This window comes from Bradyrhizobium sp. B039 (assembly GCF_038965675.1).
Lineage (GTDB): Bacteria > Pseudomonadota > Alphaproteobacteria > Rhizobiales > Xanthobacteraceae > Bradyrhizobium > Bradyrhizobium diazoefficiens.
Window position 1 is genome coordinate 7272730 of the sequence record NZ_CP152416.1, and the last position, 12487, is coordinate 7285216.

General features: G+C 60.6%; 18 protein-coding genes. 8 read left to right on the forward strand and 10 right to left on the reverse strand.

The annotated features are described in order from the left end of the window. Positions 1-355: 355 nt before the first annotated feature. The 5 genes from AAFG50_RS34535 (at position 356) to AAFG50_RS34555 (ending at position 2026) form a co-directional block, all read left to right on the forward strand. Complete coding sequence (locus AAFG50_RS34535; RefSeq protein ID WP_342714030.1) at positions 356-574, forward strand: hypothetical protein; 219 nt, start codon at positions 356-358, stop codon at positions 572-574. Then, entirely contained in the window at positions 571-828 is a 258-nt protein-coding gene (locus AAFG50_RS34540; protein WP_342714031.1) for a hypothetical protein, read from the forward strand. Before AAFG50_RS34535 ends, AAFG50_RS34540 begins: the two co-directional genes overlap by 4 nt. 157 nt (positions 829-985) lie before the next feature. Next, positions 986-1165, forward strand: coding sequence for a hypothetical protein (locus tag AAFG50_RS34545; protein WP_161534719.1), 180 nt, complete (start codon positions 986-988; stop codon positions 1163-1165). A gap of 96 nt (positions 1166-1261) precedes the next feature. Beyond that, on the forward strand, positions 1262-1444 hold the full coding sequence (locus tag AAFG50_RS34550) for a hypothetical protein (RefSeq protein WP_161534718.1): 183 nt from the start codon (positions 1262-1264) through the stop codon (positions 1442-1444). 303 nt (positions 1445-1747) lie between these two features. Beyond that, positions 1748-2026, forward strand: a complete 279-nt coding sequence (locus AAFG50_RS34555) for a hypothetical protein (RefSeq protein WP_342714032.1) — start codon at positions 1748-1750, stop codon at positions 2024-2026. 426 nt (positions 2027-2452) lie between these two features. On the opposite strand, the gene AAFG50_RS34560 is transcribed toward AAFG50_RS34555, so the two are convergent. Beyond that, positions 2453-2650 carry a hypothetical protein gene (locus tag AAFG50_RS34560; RefSeq protein ID WP_246740601.1) on the reverse strand — a complete coding sequence of 66 codons (198 nt, stop codon included), beginning with the start codon at positions 2648-2650 and terminating at the stop codon, positions 2453-2455. Positions 2651-2995: 345 nt separating this feature from the next. Between AAFG50_RS34560 and AAFG50_RS34565 the strand changes: the two genes are divergently transcribed. Further along, positions 2996-3358, forward strand: coding sequence for a hypothetical protein (locus tag AAFG50_RS34565; RefSeq protein ID WP_342714033.1), 363 nt, complete (start codon positions 2996-2998; stop codon positions 3356-3358). Positions 3359-3763: 405 nt separating this feature from the next. Here AAFG50_RS34565 and AAFG50_RS34570 read toward each other — a convergent pair whose 3' ends face one another. Further along, a complete protein-coding gene (locus AAFG50_RS34570) occupies positions 3764-4198 on the reverse strand; it encodes a hypothetical protein (protein ID WP_342714034.1) in 435 nt (144 codons plus the stop codon). Positions 4199-4542: 344 nt separating this feature from the next. Here AAFG50_RS34570 and AAFG50_RS34575 point away from each other — a divergent pair, with 344 nt between their 5' ends. Then, positions 4543-4926, forward strand: coding sequence for a PRC-barrel domain-containing protein (locus AAFG50_RS34575; RefSeq protein ID WP_342714035.1), 384 nt, complete (start codon positions 4543-4545; stop codon positions 4924-4926). A 518-nt stretch (positions 4927-5444) separates the two neighbouring features. Next, a complete protein-coding gene (locus AAFG50_RS34580) occupies positions 5445-6044 on the forward strand; it encodes a DUF6647 family protein (protein WP_342714036.1) in 600 nt (199 codons plus the stop codon). Between the two features lie 389 nt (positions 6045-6433). Here the strand turns inward: AAFG50_RS34580 and AAFG50_RS34585 are convergent, their stop codons facing one another. From AAFG50_RS34585 to AAFG50_RS34620, 8 genes are all read right to left on the reverse strand, one after another. Further along, a complete protein-coding gene (locus tag AAFG50_RS34585; protein WP_342714037.1) occupies positions 6434-7414 on the reverse strand; it encodes an ABC transporter substrate-binding protein in 981 nt (326 codons plus the stop codon). A 188-nt stretch (positions 7415-7602) separates the two neighbouring features. Then, positions 7603-7830 carry a hypothetical protein gene (locus AAFG50_RS34590; protein ID WP_342714038.1) on the reverse strand — a complete coding sequence of 76 codons (228 nt, stop codon included), beginning with the start codon at positions 7828-7830 and terminating at the stop codon, positions 7603-7605. Continuing rightward, the gene (locus AAFG50_RS34595) at positions 7827-8174 is read right to left on the reverse strand and encodes a septal ring lytic transglycosylase RlpA family protein (protein WP_342714039.1); all 348 of its coding nucleotides are present in this window, start codon (positions 8172-8174) and stop codon (positions 7827-7829) included. Before AAFG50_RS34595 ends, AAFG50_RS34590 begins: the two co-directional genes overlap by 4 nt. A 20-nt stretch (positions 8175-8194) precedes the next feature. Then, entirely contained in the window at positions 8195-8488 is a 294-nt protein-coding gene (locus AAFG50_RS34600) for a hypothetical protein (protein WP_342714040.1), read from the reverse strand. Between the two features lie 290 nt (positions 8489-8778). Continuing rightward, a complete protein-coding gene (locus AAFG50_RS34605) occupies positions 8779-9024 on the reverse strand; it encodes a hypothetical protein (protein ID WP_342714041.1) in 246 nt (81 codons plus the stop codon). A gap of 1 nt (position 9025) precedes the next feature. Continuing rightward, positions 9026-9526 (reverse strand): hypothetical protein, encoded by a 501-nt coding sequence (locus tag AAFG50_RS34610; RefSeq protein ID WP_342714042.1) that lies wholly within the window; start codon positions 9524-9526, stop codon positions 9026-9028. Positions 9527-9585: 59 nt separating this feature from the next. Then, on the reverse strand, positions 9586-10233 hold the full coding sequence (locus tag AAFG50_RS34615) for a peptidoglycan-binding domain-containing protein (RefSeq protein ID WP_342714043.1): 648 nt from the start codon (positions 10231-10233) through the stop codon (positions 9586-9588). Between the two features lie 58 nt (positions 10234-10291). Further along, positions 10292-12481 (reverse strand): hypothetical protein, encoded by a 2190-nt coding sequence (locus AAFG50_RS34620; RefSeq protein WP_342714044.1) that lies wholly within the window; start codon positions 12479-12481, stop codon positions 10292-10294. Positions 12482-12487 lie beyond the last annotated feature (6 nt).

Genomic DNA, 12487 nt, shown 5'->3' on the forward strand with positions numbered 1-12487 from the left:
ATAGGCGCAAGCCCTCTAGCTCTCGGAAATTTCCGACACCGCCGCTGAGCGTCGAGATCGGAAGCTGACATGCAGAAGGATAGCCGCCACCTTCGAAGCCACGCGCGAGGCCTTCGAGATCGCATGGTCGGAGACGCAGCCGAGCATTCCGGAGAGTGCCTTCGACGAATGGCTGCCTTAGTGCAGGCCGCCTCAGTTGGCGGCCTTCTCCGGTTCGATCTTGATCGGTTCGAGGTGCCGCAGCACGGCTGCGTGGGCGCAGCAAACAGCCGAGTAGACACTGTTTACGCCGACGAGCCAGTGGCTTATTTCCCTGCGAGTAGCCTATTTCGGCCAGCAACCAATAAAGCCGCCCATGACCGCGCCCATCGCCATCAAGAAGCACGAAGCCGTTCCAGGCACCGGCAGCTATGAGGTCCGCTTCGCTGACGGCCGGCCGAGCGTCTATTTCTACTGGGACGATCTGCCAGGCCGGCGGCTTCAGCCGGAGCTGCTGACGTGCCGCGAGGCCGAGACCAAGGCCAAAGAGCTGGCCCGCATCGAGCGCGACAAGCTCGCCGGCGCCAGCGCATGAAGCTCGCCGAGACCCGCCCCTTCGCAGATCCGCAAGTCGCCGCACGCAAGCTCCTCGAGCTCGCCGCCGACGTCGAGCCTATAAACGGGCGCATCCACATCGAGAAGATCAACGCGCCGTTTCTGTCGAAGAACGGCTGCCAGGCGACAGGTGCCGAATTCGGCGCCGGCCTCAAATTTGCGATCGAGCGCGGCTGGCTCGAGCTGCACGAAAGCGGGACCTTCGTGCGGCTGATCAAGGCTGAGGCCCAATAAAAACGGCCCCAGCATACCCCTATACTGGGACCGTTGGAGGTTTGCTCGGCGGTAATGGGTCGCTAAGCATCCCTACCTTAGGAAGAACTGGCAATCAGGTCTATCCGCTTTCGTACATAAGCGGTATGGTTCCCGCTCGGGAACGGAACTGATCGCAATGAAAGACATGCAGGCTCAGTTGGAAAAGCTTCGCACAGACGCCGCCGAGTGCGCCCTCATCCGTGACCTGGCGACTGACCCGAAGAAGCGAGAGCTTTTTACGAAGCTGGCCGATCACCTGACGGTTCTCGCCTCAGAAGTTGAACGCGCAATCGCGGAGAGCGTGAAGCAGGCCTGATGAAGGCGGGCCGGGGCGGCCTTTCGAGGAGCCGATCAGGTCAGGGGCCGCCAACGGCGCTTTGACGCATCGGGAAAAATCAGCAATACTCGCCGTATGGTTGCTCTCGATGAGATTGCTGATGCCAGCCGCCGCGAAGCCGACCGCGCGCATCGACTAAGATTAGAAGGCCTGGTCGAGGACATCCGGAAGACCATACAGGGACCGATCAGCGCCAAAGAGAAAGTGGCGTGGATCAGAGAGCTGCTCGCCGTCCAGGGTGATCGCGCCGAAGAGTAGGCCCGCCAACTTGAAACGGCCTTACTTCCAGAACGTCAGCATTGCTAGCGCCACGACAGGTGTGAGCCCTACACAGATAATGGCGATACGAACTAGTATCTCGCTCCACATAGCACGGGAAAACGTAGCACCTACAACCTGGTCGCACAATCCAAAATTGTGCGCCGATTGTGGCCCGCCAGCGTGAACCGGCGGCCTGCGCACAAGGCACTTAACCCACGACCGGCAGTAGCTCGCGCTCGCGCCGTGCTACTAGGAATCGATAATTTGCAACGTGCTTGCGACGCCGCTTTTGATCTCGGCATGCCTCGCCCTGTCCACCGCCACACGCCTACGCACGTCGACGGTCGACCGATCAAGATCACCTTCGGCGAGATGCGCGAGATGGGCTTGCGCGGCGTCCTCGTCTATTGCCATTGCGGTCATCACGTTGCTCTCAGCGCCGATCGCTGGCGCGACGATGTCCGGCTGTCAGATATCGAGCCGCGCTTCGTCTGCACCGCCTGCGGCGGGCGTGGCGCCGAGGTCAGGCCAAACTTTGATTGGGTCAGGCCGCCGATGCCGGCAATGGGCTATCGATAGCGGAGAAAAACGGCCCCGGCCGTGGGGTGTCGTGGTGGGCGTTGAGGCCGGGGCCGTGGGTGCTTGGACCTTGGGGAAGCTCAAGCAGCTCCGAGCTTACTCACAGCTCCGAGCGCCGTTCTGTTCGTTTCCCAACATTGGCAGTAGTGTTCCGGACAGGAATGGCAAACTCTTGCGCAACGAACGACCGGAAGCTGGCGACCTTGCTGGACGCCGGCCTCAATGCAGCAGCCTCTGCCGGAGCTTTCTGATCATTTCCCGGAGGTCAGCAGCGTATTCTTCAACGGCCTGGCGCACCTCATCCAAGCGTGTCGGCTGAGGAGCTGGCGGCTTAGCTGAATCCGGCTTGTCGGATTGGTTCATGGTCCAGCGAATAGGCGGGACCAATCGGGGTCATTGAGCTAAATCAAAGACCGATGGAGGCGGCTACTTAGGCGGCTGCAATCCGGGCGAGTTTAGCCACTCGCTGATATGCGCGCCGGTCTCGGCTTGCCGCGCTTTGCGGATTGCTTGCTCGCGCTCGAAACCAGGTGGAAGCGATTTGGCTTCCTGACGGAGACGCTGGGCTTGTTCGGCAAGGCGCTCTTCAAGGGACGTAGTTTGCTTGAGGTGGCGTCGCTGCATGGCACGGCTCCATTCTTGAAGGCGGGAGCGCGTGATGGCGTTCTCATCACCGATAGAGCCCGAGGGACCGCGCGGTGATGGATCATTTCAACACCTACGGCAGGTCGAAGTCTGAGCAATTTTGACCGGCGGGCCATAAAGCGCCAGCGCTGCTGTCCTAATCAGGATACGCGCAGATGGAGCCGCGAATTACGGGTTGATATTCCTTGCAGGAACCACGCAAGCGCGCGGCATTTGAATCTCGCCGGCTCGCTGTCCGAGCTGGCGGAGCGGCCTCGGCCTACCACCGGAGCCACCCTGAAGCCGGGGCCGTCTCTCCGCCACGGTCTGTGTTGGAGTTTGCGTATGCGTACCTCGCCCCCGATCGTGCCGGCCGACCGCCTCGACCGCGACATTTATCTGGTCCTCGAGGACTTCGGCGTCCGCGCCGGTTGCGCCTGGCGCGAGACCGACGAAACCGACACCGACCTCGAGACTGTCCTCAGAGATCTCCTATCCGGCCAATACGCCTATCCGGTCAGGATTGTGTGCTTCAATCCGGGCGAAGGCTGGTCACGGGACGCCACGTCCGACGTCGCCGAAGCGCTGGCGCAGCGCGCAACTGACAGCGACGCCGAGGTCCCGTCCGCGCTACAGGACTTCATCGCCGCCAATGCCACCAGGCGCTTCGACGTGCAGCTCGCGCTGCCGCTGCAAGGTGCCGCGTGATGCCAGCCGGAGGAAAGCCGCGCGCTCTTGCTGTCGGTACGCGCTTCAGAATGAGCAAGCTTAGTGCCGCTCGATGCCCAGGGCTGGCTAACCGGAGTGGCATCGTCACCGAAGTGAGCCGCCGGACGACGGGCATCACTGTGCTGTTCGATGGCGCCCGAAGACCAACTTGCCTGCACAGAGATTTCATATCGCCCATCCCGGATGGGGAGTCCGCCGTCGCGGCCGATGTCCGGCCTACCGCTGTCAGCCGACGTGGCAAATGCTAGACCGTTGTTCGGCTACGGGCCACAAGCCGACGTAGGCTAGGTGCGCGAGCGTCGACCAGTCGGCACGCCCTTAGCCGCGACATAGACTGTCTCGCTTTCCCGCCAGCCTGGGGCTTGAAACCATTGACCCGCGCGCTTACTCGCAGTCCTGGTCGGCCGCCGTAACCTTTTTCTGGGACGGTGCAGGCTCGGCCGTGCCTGCCGTTGCCTTCTTTGATTGTTCAGTGGGCGCAGGGCGGGTCTGCTCGACGGTGCCTGCCGTCCGATCCGGTGACTGCGCAGAGGGTGCGGGGTGGGTCGCCTTTGATTGTTCGGCAGCGGTGGGCTGGCTCTGCATCTGGCGCTGCGCATCTTCCGACGACGTTGCGGTATTCTCCGAGGCTTTGCTCATCGAAGATGTCGGCGGTTGCTGCTTGGAATCAGTTGCTGTGGAACCAGTGGTTTGTCCCGTATAGCCCGGGACATTCCCTGATCCTGCATCGCGGCTCACCGTGGTGCAGGGACCGGCATAAACGGAGTTGGCGCTGAAGGCGAGCACCGCCCCCAAGATCATAAGTCTGTTAGCGATCATAGTCCTTCTCCTTTGAACTCTCTGGACGATTGAACAAAAGGATGGCGCCTTTCGTTCCGGACCCGCGAGAGCAGCGCCAACATTGACGAGTGGCTGAGTTCACCGGGGCTAAAATCGCCTACCTAAAATAAGGCCGCTCAGTTGGCAGCCTCATTATCCTCGTCTTTTGCCCACTTCGCCTTCCGATACAGGTTTTCGCCATGGGATCGGAGCTGGAGGTTGTTTGAATCGATGTCGACGACGATAGATTGATGATTGGCGTGCGACATGTTCTCCGAAGTTAGGAACACCCCTGGAGCGGCCGAGTTAAGCCGATAAAACCTACCTGTCAGGGAGACGAAGCCATGGCCCGCGCAACAGCCCATCCGGATCATCAATGCATCTCAAGCGAAGACATTCAAGGGACCGAGGTTTATGGAGCAGATGGAAAGAACATCGGTGAGATTGATCACCTCATTATCGACAAGGTGTCAGGTCGTGTGGCCTATGCCGTCATGAGCTTTGGCGGATTTGTTGGGTTGGGCCACAGCCATTACCCCATTCCTTGGGGAGCTCTAACATACGATACGTCGCTTAGTGGTTTTCGAACCAATATCACCGAACAACAGCTGAAGGACGCGCCTGAGTTCAGTGATGACTCGTGGCAGGATCGAGACTGGGAAACGCGGACCCACCAGTACTACGGGACACCTAGTTACTGGGAGTCGCGAGGTGGCTCAATACGCTAGGCAGCGCATGAGCCAGCCACCCCATTAAAAGGCCCGCAGTTTTGAAAACACTGTGGGTCTTTTTGTGGCCAGCTGGATGTCCGCTTAGGATCCAGCAGCTGATTTGACGGCATCGATTTTGGCGGTCCGCTAACGGCCACCTGCGGACTACACTGCAGCCCAGCGCCAGAAGTGCAGCCACGTGACCCTCATCGAGTTGGTCATCCGGTTGAACCTTTTCGGGATTTCCGGGGCTCACTTCTGTGGGCTTCGGAGACTGAGGTTTCCCATCATGAAGCATCGCGCGATCACCGGCTTTGTGGCTGTCGCTCTCCTTGTTGCCGCCACCGCGATCACCATTAAGTCATACTCGTCCTCTGCCGATAGCTTGATTTACTAAGCGCCTTGCGCGCCACGATTCCGAGTGTGAACGGGTTCACAACCGCGTCGTGACGCGAATGCTATGCTTGCAGCAAGTTCAATTGCTGACTGATTTTTCAAAAGGGTTTCTGTTTCGAACGACCTCCGAGGAGGTTTTCATGTTCAAGCGATTTCTTTTGCTCGCGGTCATAGCCTCTCTAACGTTAGCGGCTTCGTCTCAAGCCCATTGTCGTGAAGGGTCGGAGCCCACCGCGCCCACCGGTTCGCCTTCGGTTCCGTCGCGTGCCGACGCAACGCGAGCCGCGGAAGACTTGTTGGATGAAATTGTGACTTGGCTCGCTTCGAATTTCGATCTGCCGGCCATCAAGGAACGTCCAGCCATCGAATTTGCGTCGAAGATGAAACTCGCGACGATGCGGTTCGGAGATGGTTCCCTTTCGGAAAGTTTCACGGAGAACGACGCATTCGATGAACTGGTTCAGCGTCAGGTCGTCGCCCTCTATAACAACAGGTCAAAAACGATCCTGCTCCCTGATGACTGGACTGGGACTTCACCAGCCGAACAATCGATCCTGGTCCACGAAATGGTCCATCACCTCCAGAACCTGGCCAAGCTCACGTTCGAATGCCCGAGGGCGCGAGAGAAGTTGGCATATTTGGCTCAGGACAAGTGGCTTGGGCGGTTCGGAATGAGCTTGGAGCGCGAGTTTGACGTCGACATGTTCACGGTGCTGGTTTCCTCAGCATGCATGTTTTGACCGTGAGTTGAACGATTGCTTTTCCAAGCATGTCCAAAGTCCAGGTCTCGTCCGTACGAACACAATTCCAGCAGGTCTGAATTTGATGGTCAGACTCTTGGCGGTCGTTGCAATCATATTGGCGCTCTTGGCAATGGTAAGGGGGCAGCAGCGTCAGTTTGTGCCGCTGCCAACCGGACCAATGCCGACGGCGCTTATCCCCTAGGTTGGCCGACGCAGCCAATCGACTCGAGACGCTGCGACCCAATGTCCGTTCGGGGTCAACAGGCGACCTCGCCAATGCATCAGGTGCTAGTCCGCTCCACCCCACAAACCGGACTTCGGCGCGCTCGTCACGCAGGTCAGCAACGGGCCATGTGCGGACTAATGCACCGGGACGACTAATACGTTTATTCAATCACCTGATCCGCGCGGGCGAGCAACGTTGGCGGTATCCCGATGTTCAAGGCATTGGCCGTCTTGACATTAATCACCAGCTCGAACTTTGCCGGCTGTTGAATCGGAAGCTCGGCAGGTTTGACGCCTTTGATGATCTTGTCGACGTATGCTGCGCCTCTCCTGAAGAGATCGACGAGATCGGGGCCGTAGCTCATCAGTGCTCCCATTTCGGCCGCATCGCGATAACCAAAAATCGTCGCTAGTTGTGCCTCCCGCGCAGCATCAACGATATTGCGCCGATACGTCCATAGGAGCCCCTCTGGAAAAACAATGAGCCCCTCGACGTTTCCGCGAAGTGAACGGAACACAGTGTCGATGTCTTCGGCTCGCCGCACATCGTAAGCGTTGAAAGTAAGCTTTTGCGATTGTGCTGCCTGCTTCACCGCATCAAGGTAGAAACGGCTGCCAGGATTCGCAGAATTCCAAAGTGCGCCAATTCGAGTCAGTTTAGGGGCTGCTTCGTGCAGAAGCTCGAGCATTTTGGCGTTTGTTTCCGGCGTGACCTCCAAAGAAAATCCAGTCAAGTTGCCACCGGGATGAGAGATGCTGGTAGCTAGGCCACCTCCTACGGGATTAACGACGGCAAGCGCGACGATTGGTATCTGTGCTGTAGCCTTCTTGATAGCAACAGCTGGCGGATGGCCGGCCGTGACGATCACGTCCGGCTCACTCTGGACCAACTCCCGCGCCACATCGTCATATTGGCTCTCATGACCAGCCATCCAACGGTACTGGATCGAGATGTCGCGCCCCTCACTATAACCTAACTCCTTCAATCCTCGCGTGAAGGAATCAGCAAGAGGGTTCGGACCCGCCGCAACCGAAAAGAAAACCACTCGCCATACTTTTCCTGGTCTCTGCGCCTTAACCGATCGCGGCGCAAGCACAGTGATAATAATCCCGCTTGCAACGAGGCCTCGTCTATCGATCATGCGACGCTCCTCCTAAAGGTGCGTTACGCCTGTGCAACGGCACGATACACGCTTGTCCCCGCCCGTGACCCGCGAAACAAGGTCGCAGCGAGAGAGGTGGTCAACCGTGTGGGCCGCTCTGGGTCAAAACGCGCGAAAACTGGCCGGACCCGACCTGCAATGGGAGCGAATTCCGAGAGCCTGCACCTTCATAGGAGCCCCACCGTGATAAGCGCCGCAGCGCACAAACCGAACACCCCAAGGCATGAGAAGCCGACCCATCCCATCGCCGCACCGAATTTGCGCATGCGCCACTCCTCGATTAGCCATACTGAAATCAGGATCAGCAGCACGATCCCGAGAGCGAGCAGCATCTTTTGGAGCTCGCCGCGAAACGCTGCTGCGGTGACCAGAAGATTGGCGCCGCGCTCGTTCACTCGACCGACACCCGAGTGGTGCCGCCCATGCCGATCGCGTTGGCCCCTGCCCGCCCCAGGTCGACACAGCGCCCCCTGACGAACGGACCGCGATCCGTCACGACGGCAGAGATGGAGCGTCCGTTGGAGAGATTGGTGATGCGGAGCACCGACCCGAAGCGGCGCGTCTTGTGCGCCACAGTGTACGGGCTGGTCGCGTAGGTGTTGAATCGAGACCCGTTCGCGGTGCGCTTTCCGTGGTAGCCGTCACCGACTCCATACTGAGAGGCAATGCTGGTTTCGGCGCGCGACGGAGTAACGGCACAGGCGAACGCCAGCGCCGCCAGAACAAGGCGGGAGATCATGTGATGCTTTCGATTTAAGGTTACTTGCCCATCAGGGCTTTGAAGCCGAGCCAGAAGGCCCCGACGACGCCGGTGACTATCGCGGTCACGACGACCTTGAACGTCATCGTCTGCGCCTGCTCGACGCTCTTGCGCCATTTGCGGAGGTGGATGAAATCGGCGCGCAGCTCGACGCGGTCCTCTTCCTCGATTCCAAATGACGTCAGAATGGTCGCGATGGTCTTCAAGACAACCTCGTCCACTTCGTTGTTGTGCAGCCGCTTCTGCTCGGCGAGCACTTCTGCAACAACGGTTCTGACGTCATTCTCGTGCATAGATTGTTCACCCTTAGGAGGCATTCTATTCCAAGCCTGTACTGAGGTTCACGCCTCTTTGCGGGTTAGGGTCGTCGTGCTGTGCAACCAGCGCGGCGGCCCGTCTAGTTTACTTCGTGGCAGCGCCGCGCGCCCGGCAAACCCGAATCTGCTCTCGCAACTGCTTGTAGTCCCCGATGAACAATCGGAGCGCAGACCCAGCCGGCAGCGCATTGTATTCTGCCAAGGCGCGGTCCTGCGTCTTGGCGTCGTACTCGTTGATCCGCGGGCAGATCGTCTTGATGACGACCTCAGAACTTCCCGGATCGCAGGCTGTCAGCAACAGCATCATCGGAAGGGCGAGCAACGCCGGCCATCTCATCTTGGATCTCCACGGTTTCCGCGTTGGTTTTGGCCGCAACCTCAGCCGATCCGGCCTGTTTGAGCGCCTGATCGCTCCGGTACTCGTTCCAGCCGTCGAGGATCAGCTTTGCGAGGGCGCCGAGCAGAAGCCCGACGCCCTTGCTCGCGAACCACGCGGCAATAGCCGATCCCATATCAGGCTGCCTTGCTGGGCGTGGCTGAGTTGGCGACGTCGAGCGCGACCGCCTGCGCCTGCGCGACGGCAGGCTGCTGCGGTAGGAGATCGAGAATGCGCTTCTGGATGGACTCAGGCGTCAGACCGAAGAACTTCAGCGCGTCCGGGATCGAATGCAGCGCCGCATTTGCCGCGACCGCGAGCGCATCGCTGCCGACCTCGACCTTGAGGCCCTGCACCTTCACGGCGCCCTTCGCGACCAGGCTGGACGCCTGCCGGTTGAGGAACGCGGTCAGCGCCTCGCGATGCTTGGCCTCGATGTCGATATTCCACTTGCTCTTGAGGACCACGCCAAGCCAGCCAACCCCGGCCGTGATGAGCGCCATCACGGCGCCGTTGATGGCGTCGACCATGCCGCCGGTGAAGGCCTGGCCGATGTCGATCGTGGCGGCCGAGACGGTACCGGTCAGGGCGAGCAGGAGGATGGGCGCGGCCAAGGCCACGCTGAGAAAGCGCTTCATGTTTCACCTTTGGGGATGTGGGGGGGCAGTTTGCGTAGGAGGCCGCTACGCGCGGTAAATCAGGCGAGAGCTCGCCAGGACATCGGGCCGCAAATGCCATCGCCGGCCAGCCCGGTGGACTTCTGGAAGGCAACCAGCGCCGCCAGGGTGGCGGGGCCGAAGTCGCCATCGACCTTCAGCGAGGCCCCATGGGCGTTCAGGCGGCCCTGGAGCGTCTGGACGAGCGCGCCGGTGGCGCCGGGGCGCAGGGTGGCTGGAGGCTGCACGTAGGCCGCTGCGGCCACTGGGGACGGCACCGCCACCCCGTCGATGCTCCAGGCCGACATGTCGTCGGCGAGCTGGCCGGACATGACCGAGACGTGGCAGTGGTGATCGTGGGGGTTGATGCCCGTATAGGGACGCCACACGCCAGGCGCAGGACCGGCCGGGCCTGACCCGATCCGACGGTTCGAGATCACGTACTTCAGCCGGTGGTCCTGCCGTTTCAGCAGCATATCGGCGAAGGCGTAGCTATCAAAACCGCCCTTCGGGTCGTGGGTGATGTCGATCGCGTGCACTACTCCGGCGCCGTCCGGATTGTGGTCCGATAGCCGGGCGGAATGGTGCTCGTCGCCGATTGATCCATCACTTTCCTTGCTGCGCTGCGGCCATTTCTGGTTGACTTGCGCGCGCAATTGCTCGAGCGCGCGGGCGAGGCGCCACGTCATGGTATTCTCCTACAGGTTGCTTTGTTTTGATGCCGCGTGTTTAGCGCGCCGCAGCGCCTCACGTGCGCTCGTACAATCCCGAGATATCGAACCGGGAGCCAGCGCCGAATGCCGACGTATTTCTACAGATCAGCGTCGTTCCGCCAGCCGCGATGTAACAAGGCACGGTGACGCCCTGAGAGACAAATTCAAAGCCGCCGCCCCCAGCGCCAGATTGAGCAGTGAACGGCATGGTGAAATTGATATTTGAGCCAATGGCGCATGATCCAGACGCGACGGAAATGTCCATCGACCAGAACACTGCTGCACCCCAATTTTTGTATCGAGCGCTGTTCACCGTGAATGTCGTGCCGGAGCAAGTGGCGCTCGGAGAAAAAGTCGTCCATGCGCTTTGGTCGAGAGTACATGTCCCCGACGTCGTGATCGTTCCGCCGGAGAGATTGGTGCCGCACGTCACCGAGGTGACGGTGCCGCCTCCACCACCGCCGGAACCGGACCCCGTCGTGTTGCGCCAGCGCGATGAACCTCCATCATACTTCAGATGCGCGGCAGCCTTCGAGGCGAGCACGAAATCGGCACCGAGATCCAGCCGGTTCGCCGCCGTCGACGACGCGCTGCCATCTTTTAGCGTGATCGGGAAGCTGCCGTTGTTGAGCAGGAACAAGTCACAGCCGGCGACGCCGCCCGCGATGCCGGTAATATCTCGCGCTGCATCGGAATTGATCAGCAGTGTCGAGCTGGACGAACAAACGACCGACGACGGATTGTAGTCGTTCTGATTGGAGGTGATCTGCGACGGCGCCGACTGCGTCGAGTCCTTGCGCGCACCGGTGAAGTTTGCCACCCCGCTGATCGAAGGTGCCGACACGGATGGCGTATTCAACGTCGGGCTCGTCAGCGTCTTGTTGGTCAGAGTGTCGGTCGTGCCGCGGCCGACGTAAGTATCGGTGCCCTGGAAGGTCAGCGTTGTGCCGTCGGTACCGGCCAAGGTCAGCGAGTTGCTGAAGGTCAGCGTCTTGCTGGCCGAACCAGTCAGCGTATAGGTCCCGGTCGTGAAGGTGTTGCCGTTGAGGCTTGTCGCGGTCGCCGCGCCGAGCGCCGGCGTCACCAGCGTTGGCGAGGTCGCACGAACCACCGATCCGGTTCCGGTGTTGGCGGTCGCGGCCAGTCCGTTGATGCTGAAGTTATTGCCGACCCCGGCTGTGTCGAACGTCTTGTTCGTTAGCGTGTCGGTCGTTGCCTTGCCGATCAGGGTATCGGTCGCCACCGGCATGGTAATGACGGACGAGCCGGCCGCCGCCCCTGATTTGAGCGTGGTGGTACCGCTGGTCGCCCCCTTCAGGATCAGCGTGGCGTCGTTGAAGGATTTCGCGCCGCTCACCGTCTCGGCATTGCCGAGCGTCATGGCCGTTCCGGAGGCCGCCGGGCCCGTCAGTGTAACACCATCCGGCAGCGTCAGCGTTGCCCCCGTCGCCGGCGCCGTAATCGCCACCTTGTTGATCGAGGTCGCCGAAGCTACGCCAAGCGTCGGCGTCGTGAACGACGGCGACGTTGCCAGCGCCATCGCGCCCGTCCCCGTCACCGCGTTCGATAGCGTAACACCGCCATAGGTCAGCGCAGAGCCGATAGAAACACCGCCACCACCAGCGCCAAGCTGGACGCCGCCGGTGGAGATCGCGCCGATAACGATAGGAGATGCCCCGCGCGAATCAAAATTGATGCCTTCGTTCGCATTCGGCGATGCGACTTCGAGCGCGACGCCGCCCCCAGCAGCCTTTCCGGTGATCTTGATACCTGTAGCAGATGACGCGATCGACGCATCGACATACAACGCCGGACTGGTCGCACCCTGTCTGCCAACTGCAAGGGCAGCGGCGGCATTCGATGTGATCGTCACAGTTCCGGTGAATTGCGACGTGCCGGTTACGCAGATCACATTGCTACCGACGGTACATCCGCCGAGCGCGAGCGATGTCGCGGATGCGACGCCAAGGCTAGGCGCCGTCAGCACTGGGCTCGTCAACGTCTTGTTCGTCAGGGTCTGCGTTGCCGTGAGCGTGACCAGGGTGTCGCTCGCATTCGGCAGCGTGTAGGTCTTGATCGGCGATGCCGGCCCGGTGAACTGCATGAAAGAGTTATTCGTGCCTCCCTTCGCGCCAGACAATGGCGACGAGCCAGGATTGGTCTGGGCAAAGGCAGGCGCGCACGCCAGGGCGAACGCAAGCGCAATGATGCCGCGAAGCTTCATTTTCGA

What these genes read in the sequence shown, in the direction of transcription:
- AAFG50_RS34535 (WP_342714030.1), top strand. Translation starts at nt 356, where the DNA reads ATGACCGCGCCCATCGCCATCAAGAAGCACGAAGCCGTTCCAGGCACC.
- AAFG50_RS34540 (WP_342714031.1), top strand. Translation starts at nt 571, where the DNA reads ATGAAGCTCGCCGAGACCCGCCCCTTCGCAGATCCGCAAGTCGCCGCA.
- AAFG50_RS34545 (WP_161534719.1), top strand. Translation starts at nt 986, where the DNA reads ATGAAAGACATGCAGGCTCAGTTGGAAAAGCTTCGCACAGACGCCGCC.
- AAFG50_RS34550 (WP_161534718.1), top strand. Translation starts at nt 1,262, where the DNA reads ATGGTTGCTCTCGATGAGATTGCTGATGCCAGCCGCCGCGAAGCCGAC.
- AAFG50_RS34555 (WP_342714032.1), top strand. Translation starts at nt 1,748, where the DNA reads ATGCCTCGCCCTGTCCACCGCCACACGCCTACGCACGTCGACGGTCGA.
- AAFG50_RS34560 (WP_246740601.1), bottom strand. Translation starts at nt 2,650, where the DNA reads ATGCAGCGACGCCACCTCAAGCAAACTACGTCCCTTGAAGAGCGCCTT.
- AAFG50_RS34565 (WP_342714033.1), top strand. Translation starts at nt 2,996, where the DNA reads ATGCGTACCTCGCCCCCGATCGTGCCGGCCGACCGCCTCGACCGCGAC.
- AAFG50_RS34570 (WP_342714034.1), bottom strand. Translation starts at nt 4,198, where the DNA reads ATGATCGCTAACAGACTTATGATCTTGGGGGCGGTGCTCGCCTTCAGC.
- AAFG50_RS34575 (WP_342714035.1), top strand. Translation starts at nt 4,543, where the DNA reads ATGGCCCGCGCAACAGCCCATCCGGATCATCAATGCATCTCAAGCGAA.
- AAFG50_RS34580 (WP_342714036.1), top strand. Translation starts at nt 5,445, where the DNA reads ATGTTCAAGCGATTTCTTTTGCTCGCGGTCATAGCCTCTCTAACGTTA.
- AAFG50_RS34585 (WP_342714037.1), bottom strand. Translation starts at nt 7,414, where the DNA reads ATGATCGATAGACGAGGCCTCGTTGCAAGCGGGATTATTATCACTGTG.
- AAFG50_RS34595 (WP_342714039.1), bottom strand. Translation starts at nt 8,174, where the DNA reads ATGATCTCCCGCCTTGTTCTGGCGGCGCTGGCGTTCGCCTGTGCCGTT.
- AAFG50_RS34600 (WP_342714040.1), bottom strand. Translation starts at nt 8,488, where the DNA reads ATGCACGAGAATGACGTCAGAACCGTTGTTGCAGAAGTGCTCGCCGAG.
- AAFG50_RS34605 (WP_342714041.1), bottom strand. Translation starts at nt 9,024, where the DNA reads ATGGGATCGGCTATTGCCGCGTGGTTCGCGAGCAAGGGCGTCGGGCTT.
- AAFG50_RS34610 (WP_342714042.1), bottom strand. Translation starts at nt 9,526, where the DNA reads ATGAAGCGCTTTCTCAGCGTGGCCTTGGCCGCGCCCATCCTCCTGCTC.
- AAFG50_RS34615 (WP_342714043.1), bottom strand. Translation starts at nt 10,233, where the DNA reads ATGACGTGGCGCCTCGCCCGCGCGCTCGAGCAATTGCGCGCGCAAGTC.
- AAFG50_RS34620 (WP_342714044.1), bottom strand. Translation starts at nt 12,481, where the DNA reads ATGAAGCTTCGCGGCATCATTGCGCTTGCGTTCGCCCTGGCGTGCGCG.